Origin of the sequence: Mucilaginibacter sediminis, assembly GCF_051903035.1 — a bacterium.
GTDB lineage: Bacteria > Bacteroidota > Bacteroidia > Sphingobacteriales > Sphingobacteriaceae > Mucilaginibacter.
This window is the reverse complement of the sequence record NZ_CP170602.1, coordinates 1,089,785-1,105,702: the sequence shown is the minus strand read 5'-3', so window position 1 is coordinate 1,105,702 and position 15,918 is coordinate 1,089,785. Positions and strand designations below refer to the sequence as shown.

Below are 15,918 nucleotides of genomic sequence, written 5' to 3'. Positions count from 1 at the left end.
CCACCCAAAACGGGCAGCCTTTGTTTTTATATCGAATTAAAGAAACTCAGTTTTTCATCATCTTTAAAAACGACGCCAGTTTCTCTTTCATCTCTCTGCGGTCAACTATAAAATCAAGGAAACCGTGTTCCTGAACAAACTCTGCGGTCTGGAATCCTTTTGGCAAGTCTTTTTTGATAGTTTCTTTAATAACCCTTGGGCCGGCAAAGCCAATCAATGAACCAGGCTCGGCAATGTTTATATCGCCCAGCATAGCATATGACGCCGTAACGCCGCCTGTTGTAGGGTCGGTTAATAAAGATATATAAGGTATTTTAGCCTGCGATAGTAAAGCCAGCTTAGCCGATGTTTTGGCCATTTGCATTAATGAAAACGCAGCTTCCATCATCCTTGCACCACCAGATTTGGATATCATCAGAAAAGGAATTTTGTTGGCTATGCTGTGATCTATCGAGCGGGCAATTTTTTCGCCTACTACCGAACCCATAGAACCGCCGATGAAATTAAAATCCATACAGGCAATCACAATGTCTTGTCCGTCAATTTTGCCAACAGCTGCACGGATAGCATCCTTCAAGCCGGTTTTTGCCTGGGTTTCTGTTAACCTGTCGGTATATTTTTTGGTGTCTTCAAAATGCAACGGATCGCCTGATGTTAAATCGGCAAATAATTCTGTAAACTCGTTATTATCAAACAAAACAGAAAAATACTCTTTTGAACCTATACGCAGGTGAAAGCCACAGTAATGGCAAACATATTGATTTTCAACCTGCTCAGAATAGTGTAAAGGTTTCTTACAATTAGGGCACTTATTCCAGATACCATCAGGGGTTTCCTTCTTTTCCTCAGTAGTCGTAATTATCCCTTTCAACTCTCGTTTAAACCACGCCATATCTATGTCTAACTCTTTCAATTGACTACAAAGAAACGAAAAAAATTATAAACTGTTTAAATATGGATTGGTAATAAGTTTATAAAAATTGCCACACGTTAACTTTCCTCTTGTAACCAGGTATATAACACGGTTTAATGATAAAGAGCTGACGGAGGGCGCTGTCGGGCTTTGAACCACTAAAATGTATTTTTGCCGCGGCTTGAAATTGTATTTATTTAAAAATAAGGCGTTTAAATTAAACATTATCGTTTTTAATTTGTAACATTATATTTTTAATTACCTAAATTTTAACCCTATGAAATCCGATAACCTTGTACTTGTGTTTGTTCACGGCTGGAGTGTTACCAACCTTAACACCTACGGCGAATTACCCCTGCGTTTAATGAATGAAGCTTCAAGCATTGCCCCGACAGTAACAGTTAAGGATATTTACCTTGGGCAATACGTCAGCTTTCATGATGAAGTACAGTTGCATGATATTTCCAGGGCTTTTGAACATGCAGTTCGGGAGCAGTTATCGGCCGAGATACTTGCAAATAACCGTTTTGTTTGTATAACCCATTCTACCGGCGGCCCTGTGGTAAGGGAATGGTTTGATTTTTATTATAATAAACCAGGTGCGCCTGTTTGCCCTATGAGCCATTTGATTATGCTGGCGCCAGCCAACTTTGGCTCGGCTTTAGCACAATTAGGAAAAAGTAAAATAAGCCGGTTAAAATCGTGGTTTGAGAAAGTGGAGCCGGGACAAGGCGTGCTTAACTGGCTTGAACTTGGCAGCGATAAATCATGGGACTTGAATGAAAAATGGATAAAAGGAAAAGGAGGGGAGATTGGCGAAAATGGTATTTTTCCGTTTAGTATAATAGGACAGTCTATCGACCGCGCATTTTATGATAACCTTAATTCGTACACCGGCGAACTGGGTTCCGATGGGGTGGTAAGATCGGCCGCGGCTAATTTAAATGCTACTTATGTGAGTGTAAAGCAAGGGCCGGTTGTTAATACCGATGGTAAAGATACACCAGAGGCGATGACAGTGGAGTTTGATACTGCCCCTAAAACAGCCTTCAGGGTGGTTAAATGGAAAGCTCACTCGGGCACCACCATGGGAATTATGGCCAGCCCCAAAGAAGACGGGAAAGATGATTCCGCAGAAAGTGCTGCATTGATTGAAGCGATATTGGATTGTATTAAGGTTAATAACATAAATGATTATGATACGCTTATTGATGCATTTGCTGCCCAAACAGATGAAGTTCAGGCAGTGGAGCAGGTGGAGAAAGTATCTGAGGGCTTTTTCCTGCATGACAGGTATTTTATTCACGATAGGTTTTCGATGGTAATTTTCAGGATTCATGACTCGGAGGATTATCCGGTAACAGATTATGACCTTATTTTTACCGCCGGCGACAATGCAGATCCCAATCATCTGCCCGAGGGCTTTTTTGCCGACAGACAGCGAAATAGTATATCGCCGCAAACAGTAACGTATTTTGTTAATCATGATGTGATGAATGGTTGTGCAGGTATTAAATATGATGGGAAAGAATTACGGCCGGCATTACCGGGAGCAAAAAAGTTGGGCCTCATTGTAAATCCGCGGCCGGATAATGGATTTATTAAATATGTGCCATTTGAAATAAATGCCGCGGATGAATTTTTGAAAAAAGTTATACAGCCCAATTCAACTACTCTTATAGACATTTGCCTGCAGCGCGTGGTTAGCCAGCAGGTGTTCGGGCTCATCCAATATGATGGGCCAATGCCTTATAATCATGATTTTAGCGACCTGGATGCGGGTACTGACTATGTAAATTGATTAGCCGCCTGCCTTTAAGATTAACCAAATATTATGAAAATGATAAAAAAAGCATAAGATTTAATTGAATTTTGCCCTTTTGTTACTTTTTATCCCCTTAAAACTATCGTTTTAATATACTTTGCTTATTTAACTGAACAAAATGTTAATATTCAACTATTAATAGTAACATTTCTTATCAAAAACAAAGAAATTTTATAACTTCGAGGCCCAAATAAAAGCTCATGGATTTAAAAAATTATAAAGGTGTTCTGCACGGCGATCAGGTGCAGGAACTGTTTGAAGCAGCTAAAAAGCATCAGTTTGCTTTGCCGGCGGTAAACGTTATAGGTACCAATACTATTAACGCAGTTATGGAAACAGCTAAGCTGGTAAATTCCCCGGTTATTATTCAGCTTTCAAATGGCGGTGCGCAATTTTACGCCGGCAAATCATTAGATAATTCAAAACTGCAAGCCTGTATTTTAGGTGGTGTATCAGCTGCAAAGCATGTTCACTTGCTGGCCGAACATTACGGTGTTGCCGTAATTTTGCATACCGACCATGCCGCAAAAAAATTATTACCATGGATTGACGGCCTGTTAGATTATGGCGAGAAGTTTTTTGCCGAAACAGGCAAGCCACTTTTTTCATCGCACATGCTTGATCTTTCTGAAGAACCTATCGAAGAAAATATCGAGATATCTGCTAAATACCTGGAGCGTATGGCCAAAATGGGCATGACACTTGAAATTGAATTAGGTGTTACCGGTGGCGAAGAAGACGGCGTTGACAACTCTGATGTTGACAGCTCGCGTTTATATACCCAGCCAGAAGAGGTTTCTTACTCATATGAGCATTTATTAAAAGTGAGCCCACGTTTTACAGTGGCAGCTGCTTTTGGTAACGTACATGGTGTGTACAAACCAGGCAACGTTAAATTGCAGCCGGTTATTTTGCATAACTCACAAGAGTATGTAAAACAAAAATTCAACTTAACCGAAGAAAAACCTATCAACTTTGTATTCCACGGCGGTTCTGGTTCAAGCCAGGAAGAAATCCGCGAGGCTATTTCATATGGTGCTGTTAAAATGAATATTGATACCGATATGCAATGGGCATACTGGGAAGGTATTAAAGATTACTATAAATCAAAAGAAGGATATCTGCAATCGCAAATTGGCAGCCCTGATGGCGAAGATTCTCCAAACAAAAAGTATTATGATCCGCGCGTATGGTTACGTAAAGGCGAAGAAAATTTTGTTAAAAGACTTGCGGCGGCTTTCGAAGATCTTAATTGTATCGATGCCACAAGCAAACTATAAATAACCAATTTAAAACTATTAAAGCGTCGGTGCAACAAATGTACCGGCGCTTTGTTGTTTAGCCAAAATGATCACTAAGTAACATCTACAAAATGGCTAAGGCAAAAAAAAAGAAAAAAAATCTGTTTGAAAGGTTTGCCAACTGGGCAACTATCGCTACCGGAAGTTCCGCTGCCTTTATAGGCGCGGTATCTATCATCATCATATGGGGAGTAACTGGGCCCATTTTTCAGTACTCCAATACCTGGCAGCTTATTATTAATACCGGTACAACAATAGTTACTTTTTTAATGGTTTTTTTGATCCAAAAATCACAAAATAAAGATTCAAAAGCCATACATTTAAAACTGAATGAATTGCTGGCCTCGCACCAGGGTGCAAGTAACCGGATGGTTGATATCGAAGACTTGAATGAGCTGGAGCTTGATCAGTTGCATAAGTTTTATGTACAGTTATCTGAACTTGCCGAGCAAGAAGACGATATCACCTGCACACATTCAATTGATGCTGCTGCTGCAAACCATAACAGCAAATTAGAGCACCTTAAAACCAAGCCACATTATACAAATGCACTTAAAAACAGAAGTAAAAAAAGCAACTGAACAAGCCGACCTGGATAAGGCATCAGCCATCAGATATGAGGTATTTGTTGTTGGCCAGGATTGCCCACCCGCGCTTGAGGTTGAATTTGATGATGAATCCACACATTTTTTGGCAACGGTGAATGGGGAACCAGCCGGTGCATGCCGCTGGAGAAAGACAGATAAGGGCTACAAGTTGGAACGTTTTGCCGTACTTGAAAAATTCAGAGGACTGGGTGTTGGCCAGGCTCTTGTAAAAGCGGCGCTGGAGGCCTTGCCGGCCGACGCAAATTACATTTATCTGCACGCCCAGGTACAGGCAGTATCACTATATACCAGGTTTGGATTTGAGCAGTCAGGTCCGGAGTTTGAAGAAGCCGGGATGAGGCATTATAAGATGGTTAAAAAATAAACCAATCTATTTACAACCAACCATATTCATATCAGTTAAAATCATCCGGATAATTTAATTTGAACCCGAAGTTTTGTCATGCAACCAATTCGGTCGTGGCATCGTCTTTCATTTAAATTAAACATCTTATTGATATGTCTACCATGAAAAACACTATTTACTTATCGTCAAAAGCATTCATTTTAAAATCCATTTTTACCTTTTTACTGTGTTTGGTTGCCATAAGTAGCTTTGCTCAGGATAAAACAAAAATGATAGGCAACAAACCCCGCGAAGGATCAGCAAACAATTCCTTTTCAGCAGTAAAAGGCGGGCAGGTAGGTATCCGGATGAACGCCGGCCGCAAACAGGTTCAATTACTAAAGCTTAACTTTCATGCGGCCAACCAATCAGGCGACAGTGTTCCTTTTAAAGTGAATGTGTATAAAATGAACGGCAAGCTGCCAGCAGACACCAATCTTGTTGTTGCGGAAATAAAAGGAACCATACCTAAATATGAAAATGGCGGGCACCAATTGGTAACCGTTGACCTCTCGCCTTATAATGTTGTAGTATCCGGGCAGATCCTGGTTTCCATTGAGTTTTTGACCACAAAAAATGGATCTGAAATAAGTTTTGCCTGCGGGTTGCTAAATGGCGGTACTTTCCACAAAGAGCCCGGAATCGACAAATGGAAAAAGATACCAGTTGTTGGCGCCGATTTTAATGTGTTGGTGAAGAAGTTGAAATAGATAATGTAAGAAACTATATATTCACAATAGTTGATTGTCAGTGATCTATTAGTTTAAATAATCTTATCGCGAGAAAATTACTGAGACAACGCGCTTAAAATATATTACTCAAATAACTCCTGCTCATCTGTATAATAAGTTTTCCTTGAGCCTTCTTTTACTTTGATTTCTGCGCCTTTTGGGCTGTGGGTTTTCTTTGAGTTATGGATCAGCATAAAATCGCGGACCTCACCGTTAATGATGTCCGGATTTGATTTAAGGATCGCCTTTTCAGCATCTTTTAAAACACGATGAATTGAATCAGTAAGATCATTAAGCCTGGCTTCGGGTATTTTGTTACTTACCGAAAAAGGGGAGATGCCCGCATGCCACAATATTTCGTCGGCGTAGGCATTGCCTATACCCCGGATGATCTTTTGATCTAATAGAACAGTTTTTATGTTGGTTTTGGTTTTAACTAACCGTGTTTTCAAAAAATCAGCATTAATTGCCATGGCATCCGGTGATTCTTTTTCTTCAGGGTTTAAGGTTGGACTGGCGATTCTCTGGAAGTCAGTTAGCACCAGACCGGTACCATCGGTAAAATGTAATTCGATGATGGGATATTTATTTTCGTTTTTTCCATCAAACAAAAACAACTTGCCGTGCAGCATCAGGTGCAGGGCAAGTATATCACCTTTGCCGAATTTTAAATAAAGCTCTTTGCCCTCGCGGTACACCTTATCCAGCTTTTGGCCTTCAAGGGTGTCTTTTAACTGTTGATGGGTTACATTAAGCTTTTTGGCATTAACTATAACAACATTCTTAACGGTTTTACCACTAAGTTTTTTATCAAGGTTGTGGCTGAAAGCCTGCAGATCGGGTAGTTCGGGCATGGTAGTTGATATTTTAAAAATCAAACCAAATATAAATGGATTAGTTTTTAATTTACCAGCTGATTGTCACTTGCCCTGCCAAATCCTACTGTATCCCGGTACATTTGCGGCGATACATCAGCATTGGTTTTAAAAAACCGGCTGAAATAGTATTCGTCTTCATATCCCAGTTCCCATGCAATTTCTTTTACGGGTTTATTGGTTAAATACAACTCGCGTTTAGCCTCGATGATAATGCGTTCGGCAATCAGGTTACTGATGGTTTTATTAAAATGGCTTTTGGTGATGCGGGCCAGCGCCTTTGCCGAAATGTTGAGCATATCGGCATAATCGCTCGCACTGTGCTTGGTTTTGTAATGTATTTCGATAGCATCCTGAAGGCTTTGCAAAACGAAGGGTTCTTTATTTACCTTGTCGGGATCCCTGTCCAACACCTGCTGTTCGGATTTTAGACGGGAGGCCGTGATCAAGAAAATTTTCAGATACGATACCAGGATATCGAATTGGGCCATCCCCTTGTTTTGCATTTCGGCTTTTACCTGGTTTATCACCATATCAAAAGTAGCCGCACTGGTGGCGTCGATTTTTATATATGGCGGATGGTAAATATTGTCAAACAAAATACCACTGCACGATACCTCTTTATGATGCTTATGGATACAAAAAAAATCGGGGTGAAACTGAATAGCTACGCCGTTAATAGCTTGCGCTGTAGAAAGCATAAAGGGCTGATAGGGCGTAAACGCAAGCAGGTTGTCCTTTTCAAAGCTATATTCCGAAAAATCAGATTTTAACCTGCCCGATCCTTCTTTTACCCAGATAACCGAAAAATAATTATTGCGCTGTAAATGGTCGAAATAGCTGTTATCCTCAAATAAAAAAAGTTTAAAGGCAAGGTTCCCGGTTAAAGGATCAACCAGGGTAAAAGTATTTTGGTTGTCGGTCATTTATTTTGATGCTAACTGTGCTTTAAGAGCGTGGTTTTCGGCTCTCAATTTATTGATGTATTCGTGTTGGGCCGCAAACTCATGTTGAATCTCCTCAAGGGTATACCTTGGGGTAATATGTTGAGGGCAGTTCCAATCGTAGGCTGTCACCTTTAACAGGATAATTCTTTCGGGCTTAAATTTATAATTCGGAAGGTTTAGCTTATCATACAATTCGGCGTTATTATCGATATCTAAAATACTTGCTTCTGCAAAAATCTTAAGCCGGGCTTTTGCGGCCTGATCTAACAGGAATAAAGCTACCTTATTGTGGGTAGCCAAATTACCTGCGGATATGTATTGCTTATTGCCTCCAAAATCAATAAAGCCCAGGGTTTCATGATCCAACACCTTCAAAAAACCTTTAGGACCACCGCGAAACTGTATATAAGGGTAACCACTTTCGCTAATAGTGGATAGGTAAAAATTATCCTGCTGGCTTATAAAATCCTCTTCGGCTTCGGTAAAACCATCAGTGTATTTAAATTCCTGCTGCCGTGCATAACCGGCACGGCTACCATAACGTTCCTGGAATTCCTTTACGGCATCGGTAAATGCAATTTGTGCATAATTCATAATGTGTTCTTAATATAGTTTCCTATCGGTTTCGGCAATAGGCATATCGTTAATGCTGGCAAAACGCTTTTGCATGTAGCCATTCTCGTCAAACTCCCAAAGCTCGTTCCCGTAGCTACGATACCACTGGCCGGTGTGGTCGTGCCATTCGTACTCAAACCTTACAGCCATACGGTTTTCGCGGAAACCCCAAAGTTCTTTCTTTAATTTATAATCCAGTTCTTTCTCCCATTTCTGCGTTAAAAACTGTTTAACTTCTTCGCGGCCATTTATAAAATCGGTGCGGTTGCGCCATTCAGTATCAATGGTATAGGCAAGGCTCACCTTTTCAGGGTCGCGAGTATTCCAGGCATCCTCGGCAGCCTGCACTTTCTGCTGTGCTGTTTCCATGTTAAAAGGAGGGAGGGGATAGCGTTTGTTTTCCATGATGACGTTGTTTTAAACTTGATAAAAGTAGTGAAAGAGAGGCGAGAATCAAGAATCAAGAATCAAGATGAAAAAACTGCACCTGTCCTAATTATTGATCGCCGGCACTTAATTCTTTTTAATTATGCTGAAAAAATACCTGGAGCTGTCTTAATTTCTTGATTCTTGACTCTTGATTCTTTTTACAAGGCTTCAACAGAGTTATAAGCGTTTACCACCGGGAAATCAATGTCGGTTTTGGCGGTATTATTAAAATAGTTGGTCAGAACATTTAGCGCCACATGGCCAACAATTTCGCCTATCTCGCCGTCGGTAAAGCCAGCCGCTTTTACCGCTTCAACATCGGCATCATTTACCAGGCCTTGTTTGGCTGTTAATATGGTTGCAAATTGCAAAGCCGCAGCTGTTTTAGCGTCCTGATTAGTCGCGTTACGGGCATCGGTTAAAGTTGCAGCGTCAATATGTGCTAACTTTTCGCCGATATAGGTATGTGCAGATAAACAGTAATCACAATTATTTTTTTCGGACACGGCCATAGCCAGCAGCTCACCGGTTTTTGCACCAAGCTTACCATGTGCCAGTGCCCCGCTAAAGTTCAGGTAACCTTCTAACAAGGCCGATGAATTGCCCATGGTGCGCATCATGTTGGGTACAACACCCAATTTACTTTGTATTGCAGAAAATAATTCTTTTGTTTTGCCTGTAGCTTCGTCAGGACTTAATGCTTTTAAACGTGCCATTGTAGTATGTTTTTTGTTTGTCGTAATTGACAATACAAAAGTGCACACAGCAGCAAAGCTGTAACATGGATGAATTTCGTTAGTACATGGACAATTTTCCCAACCGCGTTCTCAAAGAACTCAAAAACACCCAGGTCTAAAGTCTTTTGCCAGGTTTAGCCGATGAGTTATAAAATAAACTTTTTGTATATGTTGGCAGCAGCAGCCAATCTTGTTGTTTGAACTTTATTAAGTTTGCCAAACAGGTTATAATTAATATCAACAGTGTTTGTTTTAATTGCCCGCTTCCAGTTGCCAACAACTTGGTTATCTATCACAATCACCGGATCGAAAATTACATACCTGGCCTGCTCCCTGTATTTGGGCGCAACCAGCGCGTCACGCTCTTTATAGGCTATTGCAAATTCATCATAAGCAGGCAACAGGTACGCTTTGTTTTTAGTTGGAGCAGTTGTTGTATGATAGGGCATCCAATATATCTTTCCGTCTATTACTTCGCTTATTAGGTGCCCTTTTATATGTTCAAGACCGGTACTGGCGTCTGCAATAGTAAGCCCCGACCAATTGGCAAAATCGTGTATGGTAGCTGGGCCGCGCGTATTAAAAAAGCCCGTTGCCAGTTTAGTCAGTGCTTCGTCGTGGGTTAGTGACGGGGTTGCCGGCGCCCGGTCGTCAAGCAAGGCGTAGGTAAATTGTTTACCAATGCGGCCACCACTGCAAATAACGCCGTCAAGTTCGGCATGCATCAGTAAAAGGGTAAAGCGTAACTCGTCGGTTGGGATATGATTTCTGGTTAACACGTCGGTTAATTCTGCCCGGATGAGTTGTTTATTGCCTTGCATGGCTTTAATAAATACTTCGTTGGCTTTATTAAATACAATACTATCCAGTTCGAATTTTTTATACATCCCTGCGTTAATGGCATGTATACGGGGTGCAGTAAGCGCCAGCATCCAACGGATATCGTCGGGCGCAACAAAGTGCCAGGTAGGCCTTAGCAGGTGGGTGCGCAATATGCGGCCATCAGTGATAGCCTGTTCAACAATATTTTCTTTCGCCGATGTCATACGTAGCCCAACAGCCCATTTGGCCCCTGCGTAATCCTGGGCCTGCATGGCCACCATGTTTTTGACAACATCCTCCGGCTTGCTAAAAACGGGGCTGCTAATGTACTGGTTATACATTCGCAACCGGGCTAAAGGATTATCTTTCATTGATAGTATTTTAGTTATATTACAAATTTATCAGGCCTTAATGACAAAGGCATGTCAGCATGAAAAATTTGTTATAAGTAAATTAAAAACATTAACTCATCGCATTTAGCAATGGGTATTGCGATAGGCCTGGCACTCCACAACGTAGCTATAGGTATATCTTTGGGCATTGCGGTTGGTTTGGCATTTAGCGCACAAAAAAGAGCACAATAACTTTAATAGGCACAAAAAAACGCGATACAATTAAGCATCGCGTTTTTATAATATCAAAATATCAATTTTGTAAAATCTCTGGGTTATGATTTAAAAATCATGATACAAATTCCTGAATGAGCTTCTTAACCCAAAAGTAACCATCGTTGTTTTATTATCAGCTTTCGCGCTTTTTTCCTGCCGGTACAAGCCGCTTAATTCAAAACGGAGATTATATTTAGGGTTAATTAAAAATGAAATTGTGCCTTCGGCATAGTAAAGCTGGGTGCTCAATCCCTGGCCAACATTGGTAGTAGTAGTTGCTGTTGGTACAAATGGTTTGTTCACTATTTTGCCGTTGTTTATGCTTTTTAATGTATCTGTACCATATTTGGCATAGTTTATTTGTCCTTGCAGGTCAATCCTTCCAAAAGAGTAGTTCAGAATGCCCAAAGCCTCCCTGAAATTTGCGCCATAAGGATGCGCCAACGGATCGCCGTAAAAATTGTAGCTGCTTATGGTATTGGCATTTTGGTAAGTATACGGTTTAACGGTATTAAACTCAAAAAGGTAGTTAAAGCGCTTTACAGCAAAAAGATCGGCGCCGCGGATACCGACTTGTACGCCATTAGTATTATCGGCATTATTGCCTGAGAAAAAATTACTGGCCTTAAACCTGTCAATCAATAACTGGGCATACAGCGCGGTTTTATCCAAAATTTTATATTTACCTGTAAAACCAACCAACGTATTGTCTTTAGGTTGTTGAGATGGCCCCAATGAGCTGGAGAAGAAAATCGGGTTTATCATGTTGGCATCAAAACCGCGCCTGTTGCCGTTTGCATCGGCTTCGGGCGAAATAAGCGCGTTAAAGAAACCGAAGGATACCCGGTTGCTCACGTTCCAGTCGATATAATGAAAAAATGCCCATTTGCGGCGGTTGCTGCCAAAGGTGTCGAATTTTGTTTCTTTAAGGTCTTCTATATAAGCCCAGGTTGCCATATACTGCACATGCTTACCCAGGTTGGCGGTCACCCTTAACAGGGGCATATTGGCTGCATAATCTGACAACAATAGAGATCGGTAACCATCGCCTATAAACATTTTATCCTCGCCCAGGGTAACATTGATATTTTTTGTTACGTTATAAGATAGGATTGCTGTGACATACGACCAATCTGCCAGGCCTTTAGTTATGCCATAATAACGCTGATAAGCCAGCCCCGGTATAAAGCCGTTGGCATTAACAACCGTATTATAATAGGTAGGGAATTTTGCCTCGTTTTCATAACCACTGGTGTAAAATGAAAAGTTTTTACCAATGGTACCACCAAATTGATACCCGCGGGTATTTAAATAAATACTTGAGTTTACCGTGAGGCTGGCTAACTGCCCCTGGGACGAAAACGTTTGGGCAGGACCGCCTGTTTTTGCGCTAAAATCTTTACTTACATCCAAATCCAGGATGATATCACCGTAAAAAGTGTAATTGGGCCTTTTAACTTCAAAAAGGTGTTCATTCAATAATTTGCGCGTGACCCAGCTTTTACTGTTGGGTCTCACCCCAACATTCATGACCGAATCATAGCTGTGCTGGATAATACTATCAATCAAAAATGGGCGCATGGAACTATGAAACGCTGTTTTTGTTGAATAAATATCGGCATTGAACTTTTGGTATAGCTGGTAGGAGTTTGGCAGGTAAGTAGATTGTGCTTTAACCCCTTGAACCGAAACCAGGATGATTCCGGCTAACAAAAATGATTTTATGGACAGAAATGGGTAGATTTTTTGCATCGCAACAAAATAAGTATTATTTATGGTAAGATAAAAATTTTCATTGGTAATAGATTTTGCAGGACATTTTTGAGTCCGAATATCTTGTTCTAAAAAAGTTAATAAATGTTAAATTTGGCACAGGCAAACTGTTTTTTTTAATTACCATTTAAAAATAGTGATATTTGCCCGCGCGATAAAACCCTTACTATTTAATATAAATGCAGTACAAAAAAATCAATAATCTTTTAGGCTGGCTTTGCTTTGTTATAGCTTCAATTACCTACATCTTAACATTAGAACCGTCAGTTAGTTTTTGGGACTGCGGTGAATTTATTTCATGCGCCTATAGGCTACAGGTTGCTCACCAACCGGGGTACCCTGTTTTTGCCATGTTGGGCAAGTTGTTTTCATTACTTTCATTCGGCAATAATGCTAAGGTGCCTTATTATACCAATATGGGGTCGGCTATCGCCAGCGGGGCTACCATTATGTTTTTATTTTGGACAATTACTGCATTAGCCAAAAAATTATTACTCAATAAACGTGATGAAGAAGTTAGCCAAACAAACCTGATCATGATTATGGGTGCAGGCCTTGTTGGCGCGTTAGCATTTACTTATACAGATACTTTCTGGTTTTCGGCCGTTGAAACCATTGTATTTGCTTTATCATCATTATGTACCGCTATTGTATTTTGGGCCATTTTAAAATGGGATGCACACGCCGATGAAAAAGGCGCCGATAAATGGCTGGTTTTTATAGCCTATGTAATTGGTTTATCAATAGGTATTCACCTGCTTAATTTATTAACCATACCGGCTTTGGCCATTGTTTATTTCTTCCGCAGGAGTAAAAATGTAAATGTAGGTAACGGAATATTGGCGTTTTTGGCCGGTATAGTTATCCTTGGCCTGGTACAGTACGGTGTTAGGGGATACACCATTAAATTTGCCGCCTACTTTGACCTTTTCTTTGTAAATACCTTGGGGCTGGGCTTTGGCAGCGGTGCATTCTTTTTTATGCTAATCATCGTGGCTGCCCTTGTGTCGGGTATTATATATAGTATCCGTGCAAAAAAACCAACGCTTAACCTTGCTTTGTTGTGCCTCGCTTTCATTTATTTTGGATATGGCTCGTTTGCTTACATCCCCATCAGAGCTACGGCAAATCCCGATTTAAATAACTCGCACCCCGATAATGCATTTACCCTTTATGGTTACTTAAACCGTATCCAGTACGGCGAAAACCCTTTGCTTTTTGGGCAGTATTATGATGCGCAGGTTACCGAACAAAAGGAGGGAAGCATCATTTATCGTAAAGGAAATACCAAATATGAAAATGCTGGCAAAAAAATTGAAACGGTATATGATCATACCACAATTTTGCCGCGTATGTACAGTACCGATCCGCAGGATGTTCAGTTTTATAAAGAGTGGCTGCGCATTCCTGAGGGGCAGGCGCCAAATTTTGCCAACAACTTAAGCTGGATGTTTACCTGGCAAATGTACCAGATGTACTGGCGTTATTTTTTATGGAACTTTGTGGGCCGATACAATGACGCCGATGGCCAGCAAAGCATGGTAGCCATTGATGGTAATTGGACAACCGGAATATTTGATGGCGGCAGGCATTTGCCAAAATCAGTTACAGGAGCAGTAACCTATACGCCATTATATGCATTACCGCTCATTATCGGTTTAATAGGTGCTGCTTACCATTTTAACCGTAAAAAGAAAGATGCGCTGGTGGTATTGTTACTTTTCTTCTTTACCGGCCTTGCTATTGTATTATATGTTAATCAAGCCAATGTGCAGCCGCGCGAGCGTGATTACTCCTATGTTGGCTCCTTTTATGCCTTTGCTATTTGGATAGGTTTAGGTGTTATAGCCATTGCCGAAAGCGCCCGTAAATTTATTGATGGCAAAACTGCTGCTTTAGCTTCAACTGCCGTGTGTTTATTGGCTGCACCCGTGTTGCTGGCAAGTAAGGAGTGGGGTGATCACGACCGCTCTACAAAAATGACACCGCATGATATGGCTTATAACTACCTGATATCGTGCCCTAAAGATGCCATATTATTTACCTATGGCGATAATGATACCTACTCGTTATGGTACGATCAGGAAGTTGAAGGCATCAGGCCCGACGTACGCATCGTGAACCTGAGTTTATTTACCGGCGATTGGTACATACGCCAGATGCAGAAAAAGATGAATGAATCGGATCCTTTGCCTATTACCATGCCTTATGATAAATATAAAGAGGGTGTACGCGATGCCATTTATTTTAACGACAAAAAATTAGACGGTCCGCAGGAAGTAAAAGAGGTTTTTGACTTTATAACATCTGATGATAAAGCCGCCCAGGTTGAATACCAAAGCGGCGATTTTGGCAATTACCTGCCTACCAAAAATTTAAAACTAACCATAAACCCGGACCAGGTAGTAAAAATGGGAGTGGTAACGCCCGATCAAAAAAGCAGGCTTGCAAGCGTAATGGATTGGAAATTTCCGCCAAATTATGTAACCAAAGAGAACCTGGCGATATTGGATATACTTGCGCATAATAACTGGAAAAGGCCTATTTGTTTTACTACAACCATTGGCAACGAAAACCTGATTGGTTTACAGCCATACCTGTATAAAGAAGGTTTTACTTACCATTTAATACCTTTCCAGAAAGACACCACCGTGCATGACCAGTTAAGTAAAACAAACACAATGGTGATGTACAATAATGTGATGAACAAGTTTAAATTCGGGAACTTTAAAACCGCTAAATATCTTGATCACGAGTCAACGTCGATGTTTTACCCGGTAATGACTACCACTTTTACCGATTTGATCCAGAATCTGATGAAGGAGGGGCATAACGACCTTGCTTTAAAAGTACTGCATAAATATGATCAGGAAATGCCCGACATTAACCCTTACATTGACATTGCCGGCCGTAAAATATTTTTGATACAAATGGCATTTCAATTAAATGATGTAGTTTTAGGTACCAAAATGGCAAACCATCTTGATGAGTACGTAACAGATCAGCTTGATTATAATTACCATTTGCTAACATCAAACGATAATACTTTGAGCACCCGCGATGTTCAAATAGGTTTACAAATATTAAATGGCATGACAGATTTTGTTAAAGAAAATAATCAGCCTGCATTATTTAAGAAATTCGATGGCCAATTAAAGGATTACGTTAAAAAGTTTGCCCCATTGTTGGGCAATCAACAACAATAGGTTCGCCCAATCCTCTCTAAAGGGGAGGGGTTTTTGATTTGCCCGATAAAAGGAAGTTTTTCAAAAAAAACTTCCTTTTATGGTTTTATAGAACTGTTTTCTTAACTACCTATCCGTGATCTAAACTCAAGGCGCTCCACTGG

14 protein-coding genes are annotated in these 15,918 nt (G+C 40.6%); 6 read left to right on the top strand and 8 right to left on the bottom strand.

The features are described 5' to 3' along the window. Positions 1-46 precede the first annotated feature (46 nt). On the bottom strand, positions 47-892 hold the full coding sequence (gene accD / locus ACFGVS_RS04320; protein ID WP_090651024.1) for an acetyl-CoA carboxylase, carboxyltransferase subunit beta: 846 nt from the start codon (positions 890-892) through the stop codon (positions 47-49). Between the two features lie 298 nt (positions 893-1,190). Between accD and ACFGVS_RS04315 the strand changes: the two genes are divergently transcribed. The 5 genes from ACFGVS_RS04315 (at position 1,191) to ACFGVS_RS04295 (ending at position 5,742) form a co-directional block, all read left to right on the top strand. Beyond that, a complete protein-coding gene (locus ACFGVS_RS04315) occupies positions 1,191-2,714 on the top strand; it encodes a hypothetical protein (protein WP_274213372.1) in 1,524 nt (507 codons plus the stop codon). 224 nt (positions 2,715-2,938) lie between these two features. Further along, a complete protein-coding gene (fbaA, locus tag ACFGVS_RS04310; RefSeq protein ID WP_090650295.1) occupies positions 2,939-4,018 on the top strand; it encodes a class II fructose-bisphosphate aldolase in 1,080 nt (359 codons plus the stop codon). 92 nt (positions 4,019-4,110) lie between these two features. Next, positions 4,111-4,620 carry a low affinity iron permease family protein gene (locus tag ACFGVS_RS04305; protein ID WP_439697609.1) on the top strand — a complete coding sequence of 170 codons (510 nt, stop codon included), beginning with the start codon at positions 4,111-4,113 and terminating at the stop codon, positions 4,618-4,620. After that, complete coding sequence (locus ACFGVS_RS04300) at positions 4,586-5,011, top strand: GNAT family N-acetyltransferase (protein WP_439697608.1); 426 nt, start codon at positions 4,586-4,588, stop codon at positions 5,009-5,011. The genes ACFGVS_RS04305 and ACFGVS_RS04300 overlap by 35 nt, the downstream gene beginning before the upstream one ends. A gap of 143 nt (positions 5,012-5,154) precedes the next feature. Then, positions 5,155-5,742 carry a hypothetical protein gene (locus ACFGVS_RS04295; protein WP_439697607.1) on the top strand — a complete coding sequence of 196 codons (588 nt, stop codon included), beginning with the start codon at positions 5,155-5,157 and terminating at the stop codon, positions 5,740-5,742. Positions 5,743-5,846: 104 nt separating this feature from the next. On the opposite strand, the gene ACFGVS_RS04290 is transcribed toward ACFGVS_RS04295, so the two are convergent. The 7 genes from ACFGVS_RS04290 to ACFGVS_RS04260 form a co-directional block, all read right to left on the bottom strand. Next, positions 5,847-6,617, bottom strand: a complete 771-nt coding sequence (locus tag ACFGVS_RS04290; RefSeq protein WP_439697606.1) for a DNA-formamidopyrimidine glycosylase family protein — start codon at positions 6,615-6,617, stop codon at positions 5,847-5,849. Positions 6,618-6,664: 47 nt separating this feature from the next. After that, positions 6,665-7,564, bottom strand: coding sequence for a helix-turn-helix domain-containing protein (locus tag ACFGVS_RS04285; protein WP_439697605.1), 900 nt, complete (start codon positions 7,562-7,564; stop codon positions 6,665-6,667). Beyond that, positions 7,565-8,179 (bottom strand): pyridoxamine 5'-phosphate oxidase family protein, encoded by a 615-nt coding sequence (locus ACFGVS_RS04280; RefSeq protein WP_439697604.1) that lies wholly within the window; start codon positions 8,177-8,179, stop codon positions 7,565-7,567. It lies immediately after the preceding gene. Between the two features lie 9 nt (positions 8,180-8,188). Next, on the bottom strand, positions 8,189-8,605 hold the full coding sequence (locus ACFGVS_RS04275) for a nuclear transport factor 2 family protein (RefSeq protein WP_274213379.1): 417 nt from the start codon (positions 8,603-8,605) through the stop codon (positions 8,189-8,191). A 182-nt stretch (positions 8,606-8,787) separates the two neighbouring features. Further along, complete coding sequence (locus ACFGVS_RS04270) at positions 8,788-9,345, bottom strand: carboxymuconolactone decarboxylase family protein (RefSeq protein WP_439697603.1); 558 nt, start codon at positions 9,343-9,345, stop codon at positions 8,788-8,790. 167 nt (positions 9,346-9,512) lie between these two features. After that, positions 9,513-10,559 carry a winged helix DNA-binding domain-containing protein gene (locus ACFGVS_RS04265; protein ID WP_439697602.1) on the bottom strand — a complete coding sequence of 349 codons (1,047 nt, stop codon included), beginning with the start codon at positions 10,557-10,559 and terminating at the stop codon, positions 9,513-9,515. Positions 10,560-10,862: 303 nt separating this feature from the next. Further along, entirely contained in the window at positions 10,863-12,548 is a 1,686-nt protein-coding gene (locus ACFGVS_RS04260) for a gliding motility protein RemB (protein ID WP_439697601.1), read from the bottom strand. A 200-nt stretch (positions 12,549-12,748) separates the two neighbouring features. Here ACFGVS_RS04260 and ACFGVS_RS04255 point away from each other — a divergent pair, with 200 nt between their 5' ends. Then, positions 12,749-15,775, top strand: a complete 3,027-nt coding sequence (locus tag ACFGVS_RS04255; protein WP_439697600.1) for a glycosyltransferase family 117 protein — start codon at positions 12,749-12,751, stop codon at positions 15,773-15,775. Positions 15,776-15,918 lie beyond the last annotated feature (143 nt).